Below are 22,700 nucleotides of genomic sequence, written 5' to 3'. Positions count from 1 at the left end.
CGTATTTCGCCTGAGCGTAGGTTATTTACCATCGAAAAACTCAAACTGAGCTATCGATTTAAATAGATGTAAATGATATTGATTATCATTTGCAAAGTATATACAGTGTGTCCTAGTTAAAATAAAACTGGGGCACACTTATGATTTTACTCTCTCAAATAGGATTTATTACGCCAGCTTCCAAACGGTTTGTTAACCAAAATAAACGCTTACTCCTACCACTTTTTTTATTGGTATGTTTAGCTGTTCCTAGTCTTCGCGAAATAACCATTAATGCTCTCAGTGATGCGTTTTTTCAGGTTAGTGTATTTGTAGCGGCTACGTTACTTATTTACTACTACGCAATAGAACATATCCCTCAATTAGAAATGAGCTACTTAAGCGCTAAATCTAAGTCGCTTGAAGTGCTGTTTGCATCCGTTCTTGGCGCTTTACCCGGCTGTGGTGGTGCAATTATTGTGGTTACTCAATACACTAAAGGCCAAGCAAGCTTTGGGGCTATTGTTGCTGTACTTACCGCCACAATGGGCGATGCTGCTTTTTTACTGCTTGCTACGCGCCCTACTGAAGGCTTAACAATAATGGCTATAGGTTTAGTGGTAGGCACGCTGTGTGGATTAATAGTTAATGCAATTCACAAACCTGATTTTTTACGTCCCAGCGCACAAGAGCAAAAACACCAAGTAAAAGTTTTGCCCACTAAAATAATAAGAATTAGCAAATCTGTGTGGATGTTTGCCATTATTCCAAGTTTAATCATTGCGTTTTTAATTGCATTTAATGTGGACTTTAACCAATTTGGTCAATATACCAGCACCGGTATTAGCTTATTTGGTGCAGCAATGGCACTGTTTACGGTTGTTATATGGGCCTACTCTTCTAAAGGTGAAACCTATAAAGAAATTACCTCAGAAGACGATGAATGTAATCCGCCTTCTAAGCTTATAAAAGTATTACAAGATACCCATTTTGTAACTGCATGGGTGGTGGCTTCGTTCATGCTGTTTGAAATATTAGTCAGTGTGGTAGGGCTTGATTTAAAAACCTGGTTTATGCACTACGCCTATTTAGCACCGTTAATTGCAGTCGTCATTGGTTTTTTACCTGGCTGTGGGCCACAAATAATTGTAACCACGCTTTATATACAGGGCATTATTCCTTTTAGTGCATTAGCTGCCAATGCGATTTCAAATGATGGCGATGCGTTGTTTCCTGCCATTGCAATGGCGCCAAAAGCGGCTGTAATTGCTACCTTGTATACCTCTATACCTGCTTTAGTTGTTGGTTACGGGCTTTACTTTTTAAGTTAACAGTTTAAAAAATCATAAGTACAAAAAAGCTCAGCAATTGCTGAGCTTTTTTAATGTTAGCGTATTATTTATACAGAAACAGGTTCAGCCGCTAACTCTTTTGGATTTGGGCCATAATCGTTCTCACCTTCATGTGAGTCTTGCGCAAGGAATACAATTATAACAATCCAGCCAATGATTGGCACTAACCAAAGTAGCTGCCACCAGCCAGAGCGGCCAGTATCGTGTAAACGGCGTGCGCCAGCGCTCAATTGAGGAATTAACAGTGCCAAGCTATAGATAGTACCAATTACAGCTACACCCATAAGCTCATCAACAACACCTAGTACTATGCTGATTAATAAATTTATTAAGTAAAACATCCAAAATGCTTTACGGCGATTACGTCCTGAAAAATCTGCGTAGCTACGCAGCGCGTTCATATAATGTTCCATTACAATTCCTTAGTGTTAGTTTTTATATTCCCTAATGGGTTTAATTTTTATTACTTTTTAGTAACACTTGTATCTTAATTAAAAACACCGCGCTTTAAAACAAAAAACCAGCAAATTGCTGGTTTTTTTGTCAGTTTAATTTTTAACTCATTGCCATCATCATCGCCGATGGGTTTTCTAAATACGATTTCCACAAATTATTAAAGCGAGCAATTGTACCGCCATCAATAACACGGTGATCGCCTGACCAACTCACTTGCATAATAGCTTTGCTAACAACTTGGCCGCTTTCATCAAAGCGCGGTAAGTGTTGTAACTTCCCTAATGCTACAATAGCAACTTCTGGCTTATTAATAATCGGGGTCGCAATAGTGCCGCCAATTGACCCAATATTTGAAATGCTAATGGTGCCCCCTTTTAAGTCATCTGGTGCTACGCGCCCCTCGCGTGCTGCATCAGTTAAGCTTGTTAAACTGTTTGCAACTTCAACAATACTCTTAGATTGGCACGATTTAATATTAGGCACTAGCAAACCCACTTTTGAATCCACTGCTACCCCAATATTATGATCGTCAAAGTAGGTAAGCTCAGTGCAATCATCATTTACTTTAGAATTAAGCACTGGGTACTCTTTCATCGCAAGCGATAACGCTTTGATAAAAAATGGCATCATAGTGAGCTTTACACCTTGCGCTTTATACTGCTCTTTTAAACTCGCTCGCAGGGCAATTAATTGCGTTAAATCTATCTCGTCACTAAAGGTAAAGTGAGGGATTGTAGAGACCGAGGCCATCATTTGCTTTGCCATAGCCGCTTTAATGCCTTTAATTGGCTCTGCTCGCATACCACCGTTTTGTGTTTGTGGCGATTGTGGCTCTTTATTTTGAGTAACGCTGTTTTTAGTAGTAGCACTGCTAAGTGGTGATGTATCTATTGTGTTAGGTACCTCACCTTTAATAAATTCTTCTATGTCTTGTTTATAAATGCGGCCATTTTTACCGCTGCCCGGTACGCACGTTAAATCAACATCAAGCTCTCGCGCTTTGCGCCTTACAGCTGGAGAGGCAACCGCTTTTTTATTAACAACTTTATTTGCTGTTGTTTGCTGCGTTGCTACAGATTTATCTGCCGCTTTACTTTGTGCTTTTACAACGGCGTCGTTTACATCTACATTGGGTTTAGCTGTACTGCCGGCTATGCTCATTTGAAATAACGGGCTATGTACCTGAGCAATTTCACCTTTTTGATAGTAAAGCTTTTGCACTGTACCTGTGTATTTAGCCGGAATTTGTACCAGCGCTTTGTCGGTCATTACATCACACACAGCCTGATCTTCTTGTATTTCATCGCCCTCGGCCACTAGCCAATCAACAATTTCACACTCAACAATCCCCTCACCAATATCTGGAAGAATAAAATCTTCTAAATGCTCTGACGATGCGTTATCGCTTTGTGTATTTTGCACTTGTTCTGTGTGTGTTTCATCGCTTTGGTTTTGCTCATCGGCTACATTCATAGCAAACAAGGGTGCATGTACCTGGGCTATCTCTCCTTTTTGATAATACAATTTAGTGATTACGCCATCGTGCACAGCCGGAATTTGCACCAGGGCTTTATCAGTCATCACGTCACAAATGGGTTGATCTTCTTTTACTGTGTCACCCTCTTGTATTAGCCATTCAACCACTTCGCACTCAACAATGCCTTCACCAATATCGGGTAATATAAAATCTTTAGCCATGGTATCCCCTAAAAATCCATTGATTGTTTAATTGCGGCCATTACTTTTAGCGCATCAGGCACATATTCTTTTTCAAGTGCTAATGGGTAAGGTGTATCTAACCCACATACTCGCATAATAGGTGACTCAAGGTGTAAAAAGCACTCTTGCTGAATAGTCGCCGCAATTTCGGCACCAAAGCCATTGGTAATAGGCGCTTCGTGGCTTATCACTAAACGTCCTGTTTTAGTGACCGACTTAGCAATTGTCTCAACATCCCAAGGTAATATGCTTCTAAGGTCAATCACCTCACAACTAATGCCTTGTTCATTGGCTTGTTTTGCTGCGTTTTCAACAATCTCCATTTGCGCGCCCCACGCAAGTACAGTGATATCTGTACCTTCTTGTACTACTTCTGCTTTACCCAGCTCAATGGTGTAATCATCCTCTGGTACTTCGCCGGTAGAAGCGCGGTATAAACGTTTAGGCTCGAAGAAAATAACGGGGTTATCGTCTTTAATACTTGCTCGTAGTAACCCTTTTGCTTGGTACGGGTTACGCGGTACCACTATTTTTAACCCTGGCGTATGGGCAAAATATGCCTCTGGCGATTGTGAGTGATATAAGCCCCCCGCAATACCGCCACCATACGGGGTGCGAATCGTTAAATTGCCCACGTTAAATTCATTACCACTGCGGTATCTAAACTTGGCAGACTCATTAACTATTTGGTCAAATGCCGGAAAAATATAATCAGCAAATTGTATTTCAGCAAGTGCAGGCGCGCCAAACGCGGCTAAGCCATTGGCAAAACCTAAAATACCTTGCTCTGTAAGCGGTGTGTTAAATACGCGGTGTTTACCGTACTTTTCTTGCAAACCTGAGGTCGCTCTAAAAACACCACCAAAATAGCCAACATCTTCACCAAAAATACACGCCTGAGGGTGCTCATTCATGGTGATATCGAGTGCAGAATTAATTGCGTGTAGCATGTTCATTTTAGCCATTACTTAATTCTCCCTGCTGTGATTGGGTACGCATCTGGGTGCTGCTTTATATGTGCTTTTAAATCGTTATATTGGCGCTCAAGTGAAGGAATCGGCATATCGTAAACATCTGATATTAGCTCTTCAAGCGCTGGCTTTTGCACTTTTTCAGCACGTTTAAGGGCGGCTAAAATATCTTCACGAATAGTGTCTTTCGCTTTAGCATCGTCCTCTTCGTTTAACCACTCTTGTTTGATCAACCATTTTTTAAATTTATCAATTGGGCAAACTTTATGCGTGGCCTCTTCATCTTTTGAGCGATAACCACTTGGATCATCTGAGGTTGAGTGAGCACCTAATCTGTACGCTATTGATTCAATTAATACCGGCTCGCCCTGCGTTGCTGCAATTTCGCGGGCCTTTTGTGTTGCTGCAAACACGGCTAATGCATCTGAGCCATCAACTCGTATGGTTTTAATGCCATACCCTACGCCTCGCGATGCTATACCATCGCCTTTAAATTGCTCATCTGCAGGTGTTGATATTGCATACCCGTTATTACGTGCAAAAAATATAACAGGGGCTTTGTGTACCGCAGCCATATTTAAACCCGCATGAAAGTCACCTTCAGATGCTGCGCCCTCACCAAAGTAACAAATAGTCACATTATCTATGGTGCTTGCAAGTTCGCCGGTTTTTGCGTCAATGTGTTTTACTTTTTGCCCGTAGGCATACCCTGTAGCTTGAGGAATTTGCGTACCGAGGGGCGATGATATGGTCATATAATTTAATTCTTTTGAACCATAATGAATCGGCATTTGGCGGCCTTTTCCTAAATCTAATTCATTAGAAAACATTTGATTCATAAATTGGTCAAGCGTAAATCCGCGGTAATGCAAAGCGGCTTGCTCGCGGTATTGCGCCATAATCATGTCATCTTGATCAAGTGCGGCAGCAGAGGCTGTAACAGCGGCTTCTTCACCTAAACATTGCATATAAAAGCTTACGCGGCCTTGGCGCTGCGCCCCTTGCATCCGCTCATCGAGTAGGCGAATAAAACGCATTGTTTCGTATAGTTTAATCGCTGTGTGTTTAGAAATAGTCGGTGCGGTAGCACTAGGATGAATGTCGCCGTCCTCAGTTAAAATACTAAGGGTTGGAATAGTTAGCGCATGACCGTCTATAAACTCGAGGTCGTGGTTAATATTCAGCGATACGTTATTTGGATTACTCATAACCTACCTTCTCTTGTTGTCTGTGATACAGCACCCCTTTTAAGTTTTTATTATGGGTGAGGCTTGCGAATAAACTTTGCAGCATCTGCGCTGTATTTAATTAAAGCTGCCACCACCTTACGTTAACGTAAGATGTTATTCAACAAGTGTAAGACGAAACAAAAGTAAAATACGATTAAAAAGATGGAAAGTTAACTGTACGCATTTATTAAACTAATAAAAACATACAGTTAAATATTTAAGGTAAGTGGTCTGATGAGTTTTATTAGACGAAATTACTATCTACTTGCATAGGAATAACGGTAAGCAATGCCCTTTGCCCAAGCGCAACGTGCGCATTTGGAAAAATAATAGCTTCCCCTTCCACATCGGCATAATAAGGGGTATCGCCGTCTGTTGCTAGCAACTCACCTTTAGCAAACCCTGTGAAATTTTCTGCATCATCAGAAAACGGAAAGCTAAAGTCCTGCTGCGTTCTATTAATTGTGCGATGCACGGCAAACAGCTCAAAATCACTTGCATTAAATTGAGGGTATTGGACTTCTTTTTGGCTAATTAATGCAGTTAGCGTTTGCTTGGTTTTTGCAAAGCGAGCCATGTCGTTTTCACCAAACGGTTTAACTTGACCCAGTTCAACGGTAAATGAATCAGCGCCATGAACAAACGAAGAATAGTAACTGAATGTGGTTGCCGGTGATTTCATCATTAATACGGTATTTACACCGCAGCTAAGTAAAAATTGTAACTGTGATTTTTTCCATGGTTTACCATGAAGATAAGGATACACAGCGAATTTTTCATTTTTTGAGCCACGTATAGCAGTATGTAAATCATAATGATAACGTGCACTGCCTTGCTCACCTCGTGTAAAAAAGTCAGTTACATACTCTTCTAGTTTTGCTGCGCGTTTGCGCTCATCGTTCATTGGCACACCTTCAACAGTGTGGTGGCCGTTAAACAAACGGTTTAGGTTTTCTTCTACAAAACGCAGGCCAATATTTATTGATTTTGGATTACCAAATATAAAGAGCACACGCTGATTTAATGCAAGCTCACCTTTTATTATGGTTTTTATTAGCTCGTCACATATTTCTATAGGTGCGGTTTCGTTACCGTGTACAGCGCTTGAAAGCACAACATCTTTTGTTGTTGTACCCTGAGGTTGAAATTCAATAACACCTGTATCGTGAACAGTTACGCGCGTGCCATGTACTAGCGTGAATTCACTTGCCTCTAAATGCCATTCATTGTCGCGACTGAGTGTTAAAAAGTCGCCGCTATTTATTAGTTCATTTAAATAATCTGGTTTGGCTAACATGATAAGCCCTTTTATAGTGTGAGAGATACAAACAAAAACGGCTGAATAAATCAGCCGTTTTTAAATAGTGTAAGCCGTGTTAGCTGATCACAGAATCAACTAATTGCTTCGCTTCTTTTTCTAGTAGTGCTAAATGCTCTTCACCTTTGAAAGACTCAAGATAAATTTTATAAATATCTTCAGTACCAGAAGGACGCGCTGCAAACCAGCCGTTTTCAGTCACTACTTTTAAGCCGCCAATGGCCGCATCATTGCCAGGGGCATGAGTCAATTTTTGTAAAATAGGTTCGCCAGCTAATGTATCGGCTTTAACATCGCTTGCACTAAGTGCTTTTAAACGTGACTTCTGCGCACTGCTAGCAGGGGCATCTAAACGCTTATATAGTGGAGAGCCAAATTCTTGCTCTAGCTCTTTATAAAGCGCTGATGGTGTTTTACCCGTTACTGCGAGTATTTCAGCTGCAAGTAACCCCATAATAAAACCGTCTTTGTCGGTACACCATACGCTGCCATCAAATCGTAAAAACGCAGCACCCGCACTTTCTTCGCCACCAAAGGCAAGCTTGCCTTTGTTTAAGCCATCGACAAACCACTTAAAGCCTACCGGCACTTCTTTAACTTTACGCTCATTACGAGCTACTACGCGGTCAATCATTGAGCTAGAAACCAGCGTTTTGCCAATTTCTACACTGCTGTCCCAGTCGCGGTGTTTTAATAAATAATCAATCGCTACCGCTAAAAAGTGATTAGGATTCATTAACCCATCTGGGGTAACAATGCCATGGCGGTCGTAATCTGGGTCGTTGCCAATAGCAATATCAAAGTCGTCTTTTAATTTAATTAAATTAGCCATTGAGTAAGGTGATGAACAATCCATACGAATTTTGCCATCTTTATCAAGTGGCATAAATGCAAAACGCGGATCAACACTGTCGTTTACTACGGTTAAATCTAAATTATATTTTTGCGCTATTAATGGCCAAAAGTTAATACCAGAGCCACCTAGCGGGTCAATACCTACTTTAATACCCGCATCGCTAACGGCTTTTAAATTAACGATACTTTCTAAGTCGTTAATGTATGGCGTCATTAGGTCTTCGTATTTAATAAACCCTGAACGCGATGCTTTAGCAAATGGAAACAGCTCAACTTCTACTAAATCTTCTAATAGTAATTGATTTGCTCTGTCTTCAATCCATTTAGTTACGTCGGTATCTGCTGGGCCGCCGTTAGGTGGATTGTATTTAAAGCCACCGTCTTCTGGCGGGTTATGTGAAGGCGTTACCACAATACCGTCGGCTAATTCGTTAGGATTTAATTTGTTATGGCAAACAATAGCATGGCTAATGACAGGGGTTGGCGTGTAATCGTGATTTTGCTGGGTAATTACTTGCACCTCATTAGCTACTAATACTTCTATGGCAGAGTTAAAAGCAGCTTCACTTAATGCATGCGTATCTTTACCTAAAAAAAGCGGACCAAAAATGTCGTTTTGCTTTCTGTAGTCACAAATAGCTTGTGTAATGGCTAAAATATGAGATTCGTTAAACTTAACATCGTAAGAGCAACCACGGTGACCCGACGTACCAAAAGCAACACAATGCTCTGGGTTTTGCTCTAAGTCTGGCTCATTTAAGTAATAAGCCGATACCAGTTTTGGTACGTTAACTAAAGTTGAATGTGGCGCAGTTTTCCCAGCACCTGAATGAATAGCCATGTTTATTTCCTTACAAGTAATCGCGAATTTCTTCTGCTTGCTCTGCTGAATAACCTAAGCACAGCGCAACCTCGTGTAGCATCATTTTTTTACGTGTCGTGTTTGAATTTGTCATTACCCAGTACTCACTGTCGGTAATGTTTTTAGGGTTCATACTACTGCCGCTATTAACTAAGTCTTCTTTGCTGGTTGCAAAGTAAACGCGGTCGCGCCCTTTTATATCAAGCACAGCACTAAACTCTTTTTTATGCGTTCTATAAAAAGCACTTAAAATAAATAAAAACCTGCCTACCACCCCTTTTTGCATTGCTAGTTCTTCTTTATTTAGAATATTAAATACATTAGCGTTTGTTTGCTTCACGGGTGTGACAACCTCTTGCTCTTGGCTGTCGTTAGTAGCTGGCGTGTCGTCAATTGGGGCTTGAGTAGCTGTTTGATTGTTTTGATTGTTCTTAGCAACGGGAGTGTTGTCATCACCGTTTAGATTTAATAAACGACGTAAAATAGTGGATGCGCTTTCACCAATACTTTGTGTATTGCTAGCAATATACTGATATAACTCGTCGTCTATGTCGATTTGTTTCATGTTGTTCCTGTCATTACGGGCCACATTTTTTCTTTCCCCGTGATTATACCCAAACCAAATATAAATGCGAGTTACAACAAGCACTCGCACAAACATATCCTATAAACACGCTAATAAAGGTGTGTTGATTATTTGCTTATAAACCCAATGTAGTAATTAACAGCTTTTAAAAGTACTACCCATATTTTTATCTCCATTAGGCTGGTAACACCAAATAGCCCACAACTGGCGTAAAAATAAACGGTGTTACCCCATAAAAGGCGCGTGCAGAGCAGTTAACCGTTATATCTTTTGCTTTTTAGGGCAATGCTCGGCAAACTAAGCCAAAATTTTAGGAGGCGGTCATGCTATTAAACTATAAACAATACGGTGAAGGTCCGGATGTTGTGATCATCCATGGTTTATTTGGCTCTTTAGAAAACCTAAATGTTATTGCAAAACCATTGAGCGAGCACTTTAGGGTAACGAATGTAGATTTGCGTAACCATGGCGCTTCACCGCACAGTAATGAAATGAACTACCCTGCAATGGCCGCAGATATTGTTGAGCTAATGAACGCGTTAAATATTAACAATGCGCACCTGATTGGCCATTCAATGGGCGGTAAAGTGGCGATGGAAGTGGCGCTAATGCATAGCCAAAAAGTAAATAAGCTGGTGGTACTTGATATTGCCCCTGTGAGTTACCCTGCCCGCCACACACAAATTATTAATGCACTAAAAAAAGTGGCAACTAGCCAGGTTACTGATAGAAAACAAGCCGATGCTATTATGAGCGAGTACATTAATGAGCTAGGTGTTAGGCAGTTTTTACTAAAAAGCTTAGCTAAAAACGACGATGGACAGTACAAATGGCGATTTAATTTAGATGTACTTGATGAAAAATATTCGACAATCACCGCCAATGTTAATGAAAACAATTCTTGTTTGTGCGATACTTTGTTTATCAAAGGCAACGATTCTGATTACATACTGCCAGAATACCGCGATGAAATAACAAAGCGCTTTAAAAATACACGAGCAAAAATTATACACGGTGCAGGACATTGGCTTCATGCACAAAAACCCGCTGCAGTTAATAAAGCAATAAATGACTTTTTAACAGGGCTTTAATGCAATTTTAATCATGTGTTTTTGGTTATCCGTACTAAATTAATGCATATTTATATGCTATAGTACGCGCCGTTTAATTTAAAGGTTATACGTTGATGGTCAGTCAGTTTATTAACGAATTTGATACCCTAGGGTTGTACTTTGGCTTAGCCGGTATTTTTGTATTCATCGGCCTGGCAATTAAAGACGTACTTAATAGTGGTAACGTACCTAAGTTTGGTCGCTACATTGTGTGGGGCGTCCTCTTTTTAGGGTGTTCTGGCTTTATTGCGAAAGGACTTATACAAGTTTTTTGGCAAGGTGCAGGTGTAGGTTAGGCATGGCGAAGTCAGAAACAGATAGAACAACTCCCGATTTATTTGAATACGAAAAGCGCCCAGGCAGGCCTAAAACGAACCCTTTACCAAGGGATATGCAGTTAAAGGTTAATAAACGTAATCAAATAAAACGAGATAAAGCACGCGGTTTAAAGCGTGTAGAATTTAAAGTTTCATCACAGTTATATCAGGCACTGAGTGATATGGCAGATGCACAAAATATTAGCCGTAGTGCGCTGATTGAAACAATTTTACAAGAAAGATTGGCTATTGATAGATAAAAGGTTTGAAGTCCATGGCAAGTGTAGGCATTTTTTTCGGAAGTGACACAGGTAATACAGAACACGTAGCAAAAATGATCCAAAAAGAATTGGGTAAAAAGCTTGTGGCTGTACACGATATTGCAAAAAGCTCTAAAGAAGAGATTGCAGAGTTCGATTTAATCTTATTCGGTATTCCTACTTGGTACTACGGTGAAGCACAATGTGATTGGGATGACTTTTTCCCTGAGCTTGAAGAAGTAGACTTTGAAGGTAAGCTAGTGGCTATTTTTGGTTGTGGCGACCAAGAAGACTACGCAGAATACTTTTTAGACGCTATGGGTATGATCAACGATATCGTTACCGAGCGCGGTGCTATTGTGGTTGGCCATTGGTCTAGTGAAGGCTACGACTTTGAAGCATCTAAAGGTATGGCTGATGACACGCACTTTGTAGGCTTAGGTATTGATGAAGACCGCCAACCTGAATTAACAGAACAACGTGTTAAAGCATGGTGCGCACAAGTATATGATGAAATGTGCTTAAGCGAACTAGCAGACTAACCTCCCCCCCCCTTTTATCGCTAACTGTTTAAATAATTATCAAACAGTTAGCGACTTTAGAATTAATAGCAAAATTGATCAATTGTTCTTTGCACTCAGTGCTTAGGCGCGTTATCCTTGTTATTGCTAATGTGTCGTGTGCATCTGTAAGAGATGTCTAGTATAACCAAACAAATTTGAGACAGATTTAATGACTGATCATAACTTGGAACTTAAAAAAGCCGGTTTAAAAGTAACTTTACCGCGTATTAAAATCTTAGAAATTCTACAATCTCCAGATAACCAACACATCAGCGCTGAAGATGTATACAAAATTCTTTTAGATTTAGGTGAAGAAATTGGTCTTGCGACTGTTTACCGTGTATTAAACCAATTTGATGACGCAGGTATTGTAAGCCGTCACCATTTTGAAGGCGGAAAGTCAGTATTTGAACTTTCTGGCAGCACTCACCACGACCACCTAGTGTGTTTAAAATGTGGCAAAGTTGTTGAATTTGAAGATGACTTAATTGAACGTCGCCAGTTAGAAATAGCCGAAGAAAACGGTATTACACTAACAAATCACTCTTTATACCTATACGGTGAGTGTCAGGACAAAGCAGCGTGTAAGGCATTTAGCGATTCAAATAGCTAATAACGCGCTATAGTAATAAAAAAACCTGCTATTGCAGGTTTTTTTGTGTTTAAAATTAAACATTTAAACGGTGTTTAATACCAATTTGCAATAATGAGATATTATGCAAATTGGTATTATAAAAGCGTTACTGCTTCTCGATTTTAGCCCATGAATCTCTAAGACCAACCGTTTGGTTGAATACTAAATTTTCTGACTTTGTATCACGTGAGAAATAGCCAGTACGCTCAAACTGGAAGCCTTGAGCCGGTTCGGCTTTAGCAAGCGATGCTTCTAGTTTTGCATTTTCTAATACAACTAACGAATCAGGGTTAAGTGTCGATTCGAACTCTTCAGCTGCACCTGGGTTTGGTACATTAAATAAACGGTCATACAATCTAACTTCTGCATTAACCGACTCAGGCGCAGAAACCCAATGAATAACCCCTTTTACTTTACGACCGTCACTTGGGTTTTTACCTAGTGTCTCGTTGTCGTAAGTACAGTAAATAGTGGTAACTTCACCATTTTCATCTTTTTCTACACGCTGGGCTTTAATTACATAAGCACCACGTAAGCGTACTTCTTTATCAAGTACTAAGCGTTTAAATTTATTATTCGCTTCTTCGCGGAAATCTTCACGCTCAATGAAAAGCTCACGAGTAAACGGTACTTCACGACGCCCCATTTCTTCTTTATTAGGGTGGTTAGCTACCGACAATGTTTCTACTTTTTCTGCATCAAAGTTTTCTATTACAACTTTAACTGGATCGAGTACTGCCATTGCACGTGGTGCGTTTTCATTTAAGTCTTCACGGATACACGCTTCAAGCATGCCCATTTCAACCATGTTTTCTTGCTTAGTTACACCGATACGTAAACAGAACTCACGTATTGAAGCCGGTGTATAACCACGACGACGTAAACCAGCAATAGTTGGCATACGTGGGTCATCCCACCCTTCTACATAGTTATTTACAACTAAGTCGTTTAGCTTACGCTTAGACATAATTGTGTATTCAAGATTTAAGCGCGAAAACTCAATTTGCTGTGGGTGGCATTCAAGGCTGATGTTATCAAGCACCCAGTCGTATAAACGACGGTTATCTTGAAACTCAAGTGTACACAATGAATGGGTTATCCCCTCAAGCGCATCAGAAATACAATGTGTGAAGTCATACATTGGGTAAATGCACCACTTGTCACCTGTTTGATGGTGATGAGCAAAACGAACGCGATAAATAATTGGATCGCGAAGCACCATAAATGAGCTTGCCATATCAATTTTAGCGCGTAGAACACACTCACCTTCTTTGAATTCACCCGCGCGCATTTTTTCAAACAATGCGAGGTTTTCTTCTACTGAGGTGTCTCTGTATGGGCTGTTTTTACCCGGCTCTTTTAACGTACCGCGATACTCGCGTGCTTGATCGGCCGTTAAAAAACAAACGTACGCTAAGCCTTTTTCAATAAGCTCTACTGCATAGCCGTATAGGGTATCAAAATAGTTTGACGAATATTTTATCTCACCACTCCAGTTGAAGCCTAACCACTGCACGTCTTCTTTGATTGAATTAACGTAGTTAATATCTTCTTTTTCTGGGTTTGTATCATCAAAACGTAGGTTACATAAACCATCGTAATCTTTTGCAATGCCAAAATTCAAACAAATTGATTTTGCATGGCCAATATGTAAAAAGCCATTTGGTTCAGGTGGAAAACGTGTATGCGTAGTTGCATGTTTGCCACTTGCTAAATCTTCATCAATTCGAGTTCTTATAAAGTTACTTGGGCGATTCTCAATTTCCGCCATAGGAGTGCGATCCTCTGAATATTCGTGATAACAAAACTAATGCATTATTACAAAAACAAACACTAACATACAGCACTAGATGCGGGTTTATTCTAGTTATTATGGCAATGGTGCATTAGTTTATTACTTAAATTTGTTTTAGCGCAATATTTGAGTCATGAAAGGCATTTATAGTACCTAAACTTAAGCTCCTTAAAAGGATTCAAAGATGGCCAGTTCTACACAACACAGAGTTTATATTCCAACAAATGCGCGAGCTAATCACTATTTACTCGCTGAAATTACACCCACTGATGACTTTTACACTAGTTTTAGCGATATCGATAGTTGCTATACCCGCATTGCCAAGCAACTATTTGCAAGCTGTGATGAATACGAGCTACATAATGTACATCTACTCGCTAACGACAAATTACCCGTGGTCAGATTTCATGATGAGTCGTATCAATTAGAAACAGCAAAGCAAATGTTGTTTTTTTACAACCCGCGTTACCACGAAGCGCACAAACTACACTACACCCCTGCTTTTAAAAGTAAAAAAATTCGCTTGTTATTTTTAGCCACCGGTGATGATTTACGCGCAAGCTCGGCACAATTTCACAGCAGGGTGCAAAAAGTGTTAGATAATTTACAAACACAATTATTTATTGAGCAACCCCAGTTTAAGCTTCGCGATCATCAGCATTTAACCTATGACTTATTTGCCAAGAGCAAAGGCTGTAACCAAAGTTACGGCTACAAACTTAGAAGCCTATACCCTCGTTATTTAGCTCGCCAATGTAAAATACCCGCCGAGCATGCAGAAATGACCTATGCAACGTTTTCTATACCGGTTTCGCGCGGCATTAAAACGCAATTTCAAAGCTTAATAAACAAAAATAATTACACTGAGTTTTATAACTACTTTGCCCAATCATTTAAAGGGTGCTGCGATCGATACGAATTATCTCACGGCGCTATGGTTGCTAATGGTGCAAGGCCCATAGTGCGTAATAGCCAAATAGATAAAAATGATGGGAATTCAGAATTGCAAAAAATAAGTTTTGATGTGAATGGCACAGCCACGCAAATACATATTTTTTTCAATGCTGAAAAATTAGTTGAGTCACTACATTTTGTGATTGTTGCCACCCATAAAGATAAACATGAAATGGGCTACGGCCGCTTTATGAATCAAGTAGAAAAAACAATACACGCTATGTGCTCAGAGCTGGCAATAAATAAAGAACGACAAGATTTATTAGTACGGTTTTTTCAACACATTAGTTACCCATACTAATTTTTTAGCCAATAACAAAAAGGCTCGCAAATGCGAGCCTTTTTAAAGATTAAGCAAACTGATTACCAGCCTGTTTTCTCTTTAAGTGCTTTACCGATATCAGCAAGTGAACGTACAGTTTGTACGCCAGCAGCTTCTAGTGCAGCAAATTTCTCATCAGCAGTACCTTTACCGCCTGCGATGATTGCGCCAGCGTGACCCATACGCTTACCTTCTGGTGCAGTTACACCAGCAATGTAAGAAACAACAGGCTTAGTTACGTTAGCTTTAATGTACTCTGCAGCTTCTTCTTCTGCAGTACCACCAATTTCACCAATCATTACGATTGCTTCAGTTTGTGGATCTTTTTCGAACATTTCTAGCACGTCGATAAAGTTAGTACCTGGGATTGGGTCGCCACCAATACCAACACACGTAGACTGACCAAAACCAGCGTCTGTAGTTTGTTTAACTGCTTCGTACGTTAAAGTACCAGAGCGAGAAACAATACCTACTTTACCAGGCTTGTGGATGTGACCAGGCATGATACCAATCTTAGTCTCACCAGGAGTGATAACACCTGGACAGTTAGGACCGATCATACGAACACCAGAGTTATCAAGCTTAACTTTAACGTCAACCATGTCTAGTGTTGGGATACCTTCAGTGATACAAACAATTAGCTCGATGCCCGCATCGATAGCTTCTAAGATTGCATCTTTACAGAACGGTGCTGGTACGTAGATAACTGACGCTGTTGCGCCTGTTTCTTTAACTGCATCGCGTACTGTGTTGAATACTGGAAGACCAAGGTGCGTTTGACCGCCTTTACCTGGGCTTACACCACCAACCATTTGTGTACCGTACTCAAGCGCTTGCTCAGAGTGGAAAGTACCTTGGCCACCAGTGAAACCTTGACAGATAACTTTTGTATCTTTATTGATTAATACAGACATTATTTGCCCTCCGCAGCAGCTACAACTTTCTCAGCAGCGTCTGTTAGTGATTCAGCAGCGATGATATCTAGGCCAGAGTTCTTAAGAACGTCACGACCTAATTCAGCGTTAGTACCTTCTAAACGTACAACTACAGGCACGTTTACACCTACTTCTTTAACTGCGCCAATGATACCTTCAGCAATCATGTCACAACGTACGATACCACCAAAGATGTTAACTAAAACAGCTTTTACGTTATCGTCAGAAAGGATGATTTTGAATGCTTCAGAAACACGCTCTTTAGTCGCGCCGCCACCAACATCTAGGAAGTTAGCTGGCTTGCCGCCGTGTAGGTTTACGATGTCCATAGTGCCCATCGCTAGGCCTGCACCGTTAACCATACAACCTACGTTACCATCTAGTGCTACGTAGTTAAGCTCGAAGCTTGCTGCGTGAGCTTCACGTGCATCTTCTTGAGATGGATCGTGCATTTCACGGATTTTTGGTTGACGGTAAAGTGCATTACCATCGATACCGATTTTGCCGTCAAGACAGTGAAGGTTACCTTCGTCTGTGATTACTAACGGGTTGATTTCAAGAAGAGCGAAATCAAAATCGTTGAACATGTTGCCAAGACCCATAAAGATCTTAACGAACTGCTTCATTTGTGTAGGGTTAAGACCCAGTTTAAAACCTAACTCACGTGCTTGGTAAGCTTGAGGACCCACTAATGGATCGATCTCTGCTTTGTGGATAAGCTCTGGAGTTTCTTCAGCAACAGTTTCAATTTCAACACCGCCTTCAGTAGACGCCATGAAAACAACTTTGCGAGAAGCACGGTCAACAACTGCACCTAAGTACAATTCGTTAGCGATATCTGTACAGCTTTCTACTAAAATTTTAGCAACAGGCTGACCATTTTCGTCTGTTTGGTAAGTAACTAAGTTTTTACCTAACCAGTTAGCAGCGAATTCTTTTACTTCTTCGATTGTTTTAACTAGCTTAACACCGCCAGCTTTACCACGGCCACCTGCGTGAACCTGAGTTTTAACAACCCACATATCACCGCCAATTTTTTCGGCAGCTGCTGCAGCTTCTTCAGGTGTATCGCAAGCGAAACCTTGAGAAACTGGTAAACCATATTCGGCAAAAAGTTGTTTTGCCTGATACTCATGCAAATTCATGATGCTTTATCCAATTTTTTATACTAAAAGAGCTGAATATTTATGCAAATAAACAGCTATCCCAAATTGCGCACCTAGTATAGATCCCAAGGCTTAACATGAAAACCCCAGTAACACCAAAGGCGCAAAAAAAAAGCTGTGAATTGTCATTCACAGCTTATATTTCATACTACTCGATTAAACATCCAGTAATAAGCGAGTTGGATCTTCAAGTAACTCTTTAATAGTCACTAAGAAACCAACAGATTCTTTACCATCGATTTGGCGGTGATCGTAAGATAGTGCCAAATACATCATAGGAAGAATTTCAACTTTACCATTTACAGCCATAGGACGCTCTTGGATTTTGTGCATACCCAAGATTGATGACTGTGGTAAGTTAATAATAGGCGTAGAAAGTAACGAACCAAATACACCACCGTTAGTAATGGTAAAGTTACCACCTGTCATATCGTCAAGTGTTAGTTTACCGTCACGGCCTTTAAGGGCTAATTCACGAATACCTTTCTCGATTTCAGCAACAGATAGTTTGTCGCAATCTTTAAGTACTGGTGTAACTAAACCACGTGGTGTAGATACAGCGATGCTGATATCAAAGTAATTGTGGTAAACAATATCGTCACCATCAATTGATGCATTTACGTCAGGGAAACGCTTAAGTGCTTCAGTTACTGCTTTCACGTAGAAAGACATAAAGCCTAAACGAATACCGTGACGCTTCTCGAATACTTCTTGGTATTGCTTACGAAGGTCCATGATAGGTTTCATGTTTACTTCGTTAAATGTAGTTAACATTGCTGTTGAGTTTTTCGCTTCTAATAAACGATTAGCAATGGTTTTACGTAAGCGCGTCATTGGTACACGTTTTTGTGTACGGTCACCCATAGGTGCAGCAGGTGCTGAAGCAGCTTCTTTTTTAGCAGCTGGAGCAGGTGCTTTTAAGAAAGTATCAACGTCTTCTTTAGTTACACGGCCGTTTTTACCTGTGCCTTTAATTTTAGACGCATCAAGCCCTTTTTCAGCGATTAAACGACGTACAGACGGCGTTAACACATCTGAGCTATCGTTAGACTCACTTGCAGCAGGCGCTTCTTCTGCTTTAGCTGCAGGTGCCGCTGGAGCGCCGCCCGCTTTAACGTTACCAATAACTTGCTCGCCAAGTACAGTATCGCCTTCTGCGTTTAGTTGCTCGCCCATGATACCGTCTTCTTGAGCTACTACTTCAAGAACAACTTTATCAGTTTCAATATCTACCAAGTTTTGGTCGCGAGTTACCGCTTCACCTGGTTGTACATGCCATGTAGCAATTGTTGCGTCTGCAACTGATTCTGGAAGTACAGGTACTTTAATGTCCACTTCTTTACCTTCTGATGCTGGAGCTGATTGCGCCGCAGGCGCGTCTTCTGATTTTTCAGGTGCGGCTTCTTCTTTAGCCGGAGCACTGTCACTTGCTGGTGCTGCATCAGCATCACCAAGTAAACCGATAACTTGGTCGCCAAGTACCGTTGCACCTTCTTCTTGTGATATTTCAGTAATTACACCGTCATTTTGTGCAACCACTTCTAAAACCACTTTATCTGTTTCAATGTCTACTAAGTTTTGGTCACGGCTTACTTTGTCGCCTACACTTACATGCCATGTAGCAACGGTAGCATCTGCAACCGACTCAGGAAGAACAGGAACTTTAATTTCTGTGCTCATTGCTTATCCTTTCTTTTGTATAGTAAGCGCGTCTGCAACGAGCGCTTGTTGTTCTTTAGTATGTACTGACATGTAACCACACGCTGGAGATGCCGACGCCTTACGCCCTGCGTAAGTCAATTTAGCACCCTGTGGGATTGCATCAATAAAGTGATGTTGCGAACAGTACCAAGCACCTTGATTTTGTGGCTCTTCTTGACACCAAACAAAATCAGTAACGTGTTGGTAACGTTCCATAATCGTGTCCATTTCTGCATGCGGGAACGGGTATAACTGCTCCACACGTATAATAGCAATGTTGTCTTGCTCAAGCTTACGACGCTCTTGTAATAGTTCGTAGTAAACTTTACCACTACAAAATACTACGCGTTCTACTTTCTCAGGGTTAATATCATCGATTTCGTCGATCATATTATGGAATACACCTTGTGAAAGTTCTTCAAGTGAAGATACCGCAAGTGGGTGACGAAGTAGTGATTTTGGTGTCATTACAATCAATGGACGACGAAGTGGTCTAACTGATTGACGACGTAGCATAGCGTAAACTTGTGCAGGTGTTGAAGGAACACACACTTGCATGTTGTGATCGGCACAAAGCTGTAAGAAACGCTCTAAACGTGCAGAACTATGCTCTGGGCCTTGACCTTCATAACCATGCGGAAGCAAACATGTTAAGCCACATAAGCGGCCCCATTTTTGCTCACCAGAGCTTAAGAACTGGTCAAATACGACTTGTGCACCATTTGCGAAGTCACCAAACTGGGCTTCCCAAAGGACTAATGATGTAGGTTCAGCTGTTGCATAACCATATTCAAAAGCAAGTACCGCTTCTTCTGATAAAACAGAATCAAATACTTCAAAGGTACCTTGGTCTTCACTTAAATTTTGAAGAGGGAGGTAAGTTGAACCATCTGACTGGCTATGTACTACAGCATGGCGGTGGAAGAAAGTACCACGCCCTGAATCTTGGCCAGTTAAACGTATATCTGTGCCTTCAGAGGCAATTGTTGCATAAGCAAGTGTTTCTGCCATACCCCAATCTAGTGGTTTTTCGCCACTTGCCATAAGCTTACGGTCATCGTAAATCTTTTTAACACGAGACTGTGCTTTATATTGCTCAGGGAACTGCGCAACTTGTTCGCCAAGTGCTTTTAGCTTATCTACCGGTACGCTTGCGTCGTACTCAACATTCCACTCATGGCCAACATATTTTGCCCAATCAGATGAGTGCGAAGTTTCTGGCTGAATTTCTTCAACAACACAGTTACCTTCATCTAAGCCGTTACGGTATTCATCAGCTAATGCTTTAATTTCACTCTCAGTGAATGAGCCTTCAGACATAAGTTGATCAGCGTAAATTAAACGCGGAACCGCATGCTTTTTAATTTTTTGGTACATAAGAGGCTGTGTTGCATTAGGCTCATCAGCTTCGTTATGACCATGGCGGCGATAACATACTAAATCGATTACTACGTCACGTTTAAACTGGTTTCTAAAATCAAGTGCAAGTTGTGTAACAAATGCAACGGCTTCAGGGTCATCAGAGTTAACGTGGAAGATTGGTGACTGAACCATTTTAGCAATGTCAGTACAGTAATCTGTAGAACGTACGTCGTCTTGTTTTGAGGTTGTAAAACCAACTTGGTTATTTACAACAATACGGATACTACCACCACATGAGAAGGCATTTGTTTGCGACAAGTTAAATGTTTCTTGTACAACACCTTGGCCTGTAATCGCAGAGTCGCCGTGGATAGTAATAGGTAATGCTTTGCTACCTGAACTGTCACCTAAACGGTCTAAACGCGCTCTTACCGAGCCCATAACAACAGGGTTAACAATTTCTAGGTGAGAAGGGTTAAACGCAAGTGCCATATGAACATTGCCACCTTTGGTCGCAAAGTCAGATGAATAACCCATATGGTATTTAACGTCACCAGAGCTTAACGTGTCTTTGTGTTTACCAGCAAACTCATCGAATAACTCAGATGGGTTTTTACCTAACACATTAACTAGTACATTTAAGCGACCACGGTGGGCCATACCAATAACTGCTTCTTTTTGCCCGCTTTCGCCAGCACGGTGAATAAGTTCTTTAAGCATAGGAACTAACGCATCACCACCTTCAAGTGAGAAACGCTTAGCACCAGGGAACTTTGCACCTAAATATTTTTCAAGACCATCTGCTGCGGTTAATCCTTTAAGGATACGCAGTTTTTCTTCTTTAGAAAAAGTAGGTCGTGATTGAACAGATTCTAAACGCTGTTGTAACCAGCGCTTTTCTTCTGTTGATGTGATGTGCATATACTCAGCACCAATAGAACCACAATAGGTGGTTTTAAGTGCCTGGTATAGTTCACCTAAAGGCATAGTATCGCGGCCTACGGCAAACGATCCTACGTTAAATTCGCGGTCAAAATCAGCTTTAGATAAGTCGTGGTATTCTAGCTCTAAATCTCGAACACGCTCTCGTTGCCAAATGCCTAATGGATCTAGGTTAGCATTTTGGTGTCCTCGAAAGCGGAAAGCATTAATAAGTTGTAGTACTTTAACCTGTTTAAGGTCACCGCCACTACCCTCTGCTACCACTACCTCTCTATGCTTGTTTTTAGCAAGCGCCGCAAACTGTGAACGAACTTCTGAATGCTTTACTTCAACATCCACACCATCTACTTTTGGTAATTGTTCGAACACTTCTCGCCATTCTTCTGGCACAGAAGTCGCATCATCTAAATACGCTTCATAAAGCTCTTCTACATAAGCAACGTTGCCGCCGTTTAAATGTGAAGATTCTAGCCATGCCTTCATCACACCTTCGTGCATTTATAAGCCCTTTTCTTTAGCGCAGAAATTAATAGTTGTCATAACAAGATGGCTAATAAAAATATTAGCCATCTTACGTTACTAAGTGATTAAACCGCGCGGTTTAATAACATAGATTTAATTTGTCCAATTGCTTTGGTCGGGTTAAGACCCTTAGGACAAACGCTAACACAGTTCATGATACTGTGGCAACGGAACACACTGAATGCATCGTCTAGGTCTGCTAAACGTTCTTCAGTTGCCGTATCACGGCTATCAGCCAAGAAACGGTAAGCATGAAGAAGGCCTGCTGGACCAATGAACTTGTCTGGATTCCACCAGAACGAAGGACACGATGTAGAACAACATGCACATAAAATACACTCGTAAAGTCCATCTAATTTATCACGTTCTTCAATAGATTGAAGACGCTCACCAGCCGCTGGCTGATCGTTAATTAGGTATGGTTTAACTTTTTCGTACTGAGTGTAGAACTGACTCATGTCAATAACAAGGTCACGTACCACAGGTAAGCCAGGTAAAGGACGAATTACAATAGTACCTTTGCCGCCTTTTTGCAGCGTAGATAATGGTGTAATACATGCTAAACCATTTTTACCATTCATGTTAACGCCATCAGAGCCACACACGCCTTCACGACATGAGCGACGGAATGATAATGTTGGATCTTGCTCTTTTAATAATAAAAGTGCATCCAATACCATCATGTCCTGACCTTCCTCTGTTTGCAAAGTATATTCTTGCATACGAGGTGCGTTATCAACATCCGGATTGTAACGATAAACTGAAAATTGTACTTGTGCCATCGTCTC

At 40.9% G+C, this 22,700-nt stretch carries 20 protein-coding genes; 7 read left to right on the top strand and 13 right to left on the bottom strand.

Translation table 11 applies throughout. From position 1 onward, the window contains the following. Positions 1-140 precede the first annotated feature (140 nt). Positions 141-1,310 (top strand): putative manganese transporter, encoded by a 1,170-nt coding sequence (locus OIZ54_RS01230; protein ID WP_264389460.1) that lies wholly within the window; start codon positions 141-143, stop codon positions 1,308-1,310. A gap of 68 nt (positions 1,311-1,378) precedes the next feature. Here OIZ54_RS01230 and OIZ54_RS01225 read toward each other — a convergent pair whose 3' ends face one another. The 7 genes from OIZ54_RS01225 to seqA form a co-directional block, all read right to left on the bottom strand. Then, complete coding sequence (locus OIZ54_RS01225; RefSeq protein ID WP_054982556.1) at positions 1,379-1,744, bottom strand: DUF805 domain-containing protein; 366 nt, start codon at positions 1,742-1,744, stop codon at positions 1,379-1,381. A gap of 142 nt (positions 1,745-1,886) precedes the next feature. Then, entirely contained in the window at positions 1,887-3,485 is a 1,599-nt protein-coding gene (locus OIZ54_RS01220) for a dihydrolipoyllysine-residue acetyltransferase (RefSeq protein WP_264389459.1), read from the bottom strand. An 8-nt stretch (positions 3,486-3,493) separates the two neighbouring features. After that, complete coding sequence (locus OIZ54_RS01215) at positions 3,494-4,471, bottom strand: alpha-ketoacid dehydrogenase subunit beta (protein WP_138685663.1); 978 nt, start codon at positions 4,469-4,471, stop codon at positions 3,494-3,496. Further along, positions 4,471-5,685, bottom strand: coding sequence for a thiamine pyrophosphate-dependent dehydrogenase E1 component subunit alpha (locus OIZ54_RS01210; protein ID WP_264389458.1), 1,215 nt, complete (start codon positions 5,683-5,685; stop codon positions 4,471-4,473). Before OIZ54_RS01210 ends, OIZ54_RS01215 begins: the two co-directional genes overlap by 1 nt. Before the next feature lie 265 nt (positions 5,686-5,950). Then, complete coding sequence (astE, locus tag OIZ54_RS01205) at positions 5,951-7,003, bottom strand: succinylglutamate desuccinylase (RefSeq protein WP_264389457.1); 1,053 nt, start codon at positions 7,001-7,003, stop codon at positions 5,951-5,953. A 79-nt stretch (positions 7,004-7,082) separates the two neighbouring features. Further along, positions 7,083-8,720: a phosphoglucomutase (alpha-D-glucose-1,6-bisphosphate-dependent) gene (gene pgm, locus OIZ54_RS01200; protein ID WP_264389456.1), complete on the bottom strand. Its 1,638-nt coding sequence runs from the start codon at positions 8,718-8,720 to the stop codon at positions 7,083-7,085. Between the two features lie 10 nt (positions 8,721-8,730). Then, positions 8,731-9,306, bottom strand: coding sequence for a replication initiation negative regulator SeqA (gene seqA, locus OIZ54_RS01195; protein WP_004586670.1), 576 nt, complete (start codon positions 9,304-9,306; stop codon positions 8,731-8,733). Positions 9,307-9,650: 344 nt separating this feature from the next. On the opposite strand from seqA, the gene OIZ54_RS01190 reads away from it, so the two are divergent. The 5 genes from OIZ54_RS01190 (at position 9,651) to fur (ending at position 12,192) form a co-directional block, all read left to right on the top strand. Continuing rightward, complete coding sequence (locus OIZ54_RS01190) at positions 9,651-10,418, top strand: alpha/beta fold hydrolase (protein WP_055253688.1); 768 nt, start codon at positions 9,651-9,653, stop codon at positions 10,416-10,418. 95 nt (positions 10,419-10,513) lie between these two features. Beyond that, a complete protein-coding gene (locus OIZ54_RS01185; RefSeq protein ID WP_004586672.1) occupies positions 10,514-10,735 on the top strand; it encodes a DUF2788 domain-containing protein in 222 nt (73 codons plus the stop codon). A 2-nt stretch (positions 10,736-10,737) separates the two neighbouring features. Beyond that, positions 10,738-11,016, top strand: coding sequence for a LexA regulated protein (gene ybfE, locus OIZ54_RS01180; protein ID WP_004586673.1), 279 nt, complete (start codon positions 10,738-10,740; stop codon positions 11,014-11,016). A 14-nt stretch (positions 11,017-11,030) separates the two neighbouring features. After that, entirely contained in the window at positions 11,031-11,558 is a 528-nt protein-coding gene (gene fldA / locus OIZ54_RS01175) for a flavodoxin FldA (RefSeq protein WP_004586674.1), read from the top strand. A 190-nt stretch (positions 11,559-11,748) separates the two neighbouring features. After that, positions 11,749-12,192: a ferric iron uptake transcriptional regulator gene (fur, locus tag OIZ54_RS01170; RefSeq protein ID WP_004586675.1), complete on the top strand. Its 444-nt coding sequence runs from the start codon at positions 11,749-11,751 to the stop codon at positions 12,190-12,192. 127 nt (positions 12,193-12,319) lie between these two features. On the opposite strand, the gene glnS is transcribed toward fur, so the two are convergent. Then, the gene (glnS, locus tag OIZ54_RS01165) at positions 12,320-13,984 is read right to left on the bottom strand and encodes a glutamine--tRNA ligase (protein WP_264389454.1); all 1,665 of its coding nucleotides are present in this window, start codon (positions 13,982-13,984) and stop codon (positions 12,320-12,322) included. 208 nt (positions 13,985-14,192) lie between these two features. Between glnS and OIZ54_RS01160 the strand changes: the two genes are divergently transcribed. Continuing rightward, on the top strand, positions 14,193-15,263 hold the full coding sequence (locus OIZ54_RS01160) for a DUF3083 family protein (RefSeq protein ID WP_264389453.1): 1,071 nt from the start codon (positions 14,193-14,195) through the stop codon (positions 15,261-15,263). Positions 15,264-15,325: 62 nt separating this feature from the next. Here the strand turns inward: OIZ54_RS01160 and sucD are convergent, their stop codons facing one another. From sucD to OIZ54_RS01135, 5 genes are all read right to left on the bottom strand, one after another. Further along, positions 15,326-16,198 (bottom strand): succinate--CoA ligase subunit alpha, encoded by an 873-nt coding sequence (sucD, locus tag OIZ54_RS01155; protein ID WP_004586678.1) that lies wholly within the window; start codon positions 16,196-16,198, stop codon positions 15,326-15,328. After that, positions 16,198-17,364: an ADP-forming succinate--CoA ligase subunit beta gene (gene sucC / locus OIZ54_RS01150; RefSeq protein WP_004586679.1), complete on the bottom strand. Its 1,167-nt coding sequence runs from the start codon at positions 17,362-17,364 to the stop codon at positions 16,198-16,200. Before sucC ends, sucD begins: the two co-directional genes overlap by 1 nt. Before the next feature lie 177 nt (positions 17,365-17,541). Next, a complete protein-coding gene (gene odhB, locus OIZ54_RS01145) occupies positions 17,542-19,065 on the bottom strand; it encodes a 2-oxoglutarate dehydrogenase complex dihydrolipoyllysine-residue succinyltransferase (protein ID WP_024033546.1) in 1,524 nt (507 codons plus the stop codon). A 3-nt stretch (positions 19,066-19,068) separates the two neighbouring features. After that, positions 19,069-21,888 (bottom strand): 2-oxoglutarate dehydrogenase E1 component, encoded by a 2,820-nt coding sequence (locus OIZ54_RS01140; protein WP_264389452.1) that lies wholly within the window; start codon positions 21,886-21,888, stop codon positions 19,069-19,071. Between the two features lie 89 nt (positions 21,889-21,977). Then, positions 21,978-22,694 carry a succinate dehydrogenase iron-sulfur subunit gene (locus OIZ54_RS01135; RefSeq protein ID WP_004586682.1) on the bottom strand — a complete coding sequence of 239 codons (717 nt, stop codon included), beginning with the start codon at positions 22,692-22,694 and terminating at the stop codon, positions 21,978-21,980. Between the last annotated feature and the right edge of the window lie 6 nt (positions 22,695-22,700).

Source organism: Pseudoalteromonas sp. A3 (assembly GCF_025942345.1).
In the GTDB taxonomy this organism is placed as follows: Bacteria; Pseudomonadota; Gammaproteobacteria; order Enterobacterales; family Alteromonadaceae; genus Pseudoalteromonas; species Pseudoalteromonas atlantica.
The sequence above is the reverse complement of the archived record's forward strand: the minus strand, read 5'-3'. Positions and strand labels throughout refer to the sequence as shown.

Excerpts from the sequence above, each read along its gene's own strand:
- OIZ54_RS01230 (WP_264389460.1), top strand. The coding sequence starts at position 141 with ATGATTTTACTCTCTCAAATAGGATTTATTACGCCAGCTTCCAAACGG.
- OIZ54_RS01225 (WP_054982556.1), bottom strand. The coding sequence starts at position 1,744 with ATGGAACATTATATGAACGCGCTGCGTAGCTACGCAGATTTTTCAGGA.
- OIZ54_RS01220 (WP_264389459.1), bottom strand. The coding sequence starts at position 3,485 with ATGGCTAAAGATTTTATATTACCCGATATTGGTGAAGGCATTGTTGAG.
- OIZ54_RS01215 (WP_138685663.1), bottom strand. The coding sequence starts at position 4,471 with ATGGCTAAAATGAACATGCTACACGCAATTAATTCTGCACTCGATATC.
- OIZ54_RS01210 (WP_264389458.1), bottom strand. The coding sequence starts at position 5,685 with ATGAGTAATCCAAATAACGTATCGCTGAATATTAACCACGACCTCGAG.
- astE (WP_264389457.1), bottom strand. The coding sequence starts at position 7,003 with ATGTTAGCCAAACCAGATTATTTAAATGAACTAATAAATAGCGGCGAC.
- pgm (WP_264389456.1), bottom strand. The coding sequence starts at position 8,720 with ATGGCTATTCATTCAGGTGCTGGGAAAACTGCGCCACATTCAACTTTA.
- seqA (WP_004586670.1), bottom strand. The coding sequence starts at position 9,306 with ATGAAACAAATCGACATAGACGACGAGTTATATCAGTATATTGCTAGC.
- OIZ54_RS01190 (WP_055253688.1), top strand. The coding sequence starts at position 9,651 with ATGCTATTAAACTATAAACAATACGGTGAAGGTCCGGATGTTGTGATC.
- OIZ54_RS01185 (WP_004586672.1), top strand. The coding sequence starts at position 10,514 with ATGGTCAGTCAGTTTATTAACGAATTTGATACCCTAGGGTTGTACTTT.
- ybfE (WP_004586673.1), top strand. The coding sequence starts at position 10,738 with ATGGCGAAGTCAGAAACAGATAGAACAACTCCCGATTTATTTGAATAC.
- fldA (WP_004586674.1), top strand. The coding sequence starts at position 11,031 with ATGGCAAGTGTAGGCATTTTTTTCGGAAGTGACACAGGTAATACAGAA.
- fur (WP_004586675.1), top strand. The coding sequence starts at position 11,749 with ATGACTGATCATAACTTGGAACTTAAAAAAGCCGGTTTAAAAGTAACT.
- glnS (WP_264389454.1), bottom strand. The coding sequence starts at position 13,984 with ATGGCGGAAATTGAGAATCGCCCAAGTAACTTTATAAGAACTCGAATT.
- OIZ54_RS01160 (WP_264389453.1), top strand. The coding sequence starts at position 14,193 with ATGGCCAGTTCTACACAACACAGAGTTTATATTCCAACAAATGCGCGA.
- sucD (WP_004586678.1), bottom strand. The coding sequence starts at position 16,198 with ATGTCTGTATTAATCAATAAAGATACAAAAGTTATCTGTCAAGGTTTC.
- sucC (WP_004586679.1), bottom strand. The coding sequence starts at position 17,364 with ATGAATTTGCATGAGTATCAGGCAAAACAACTTTTTGCCGAATATGGT.
- odhB (WP_024033546.1), bottom strand. The coding sequence starts at position 19,065 with ATGAGCACAGAAATTAAAGTTCCTGTTCTTCCTGAGTCGGTTGCAGAT.
- OIZ54_RS01140 (WP_264389452.1), bottom strand. The coding sequence starts at position 21,888 with ATGCACGAAGGTGTGATGAAGGCATGGCTAGAATCTTCACATTTAAAC.
- OIZ54_RS01135 (WP_004586682.1), bottom strand. The coding sequence starts at position 22,694 with ATGGCACAAGTACAATTTTCAGTTTATCGTTACAATCCGGATGTTGAT.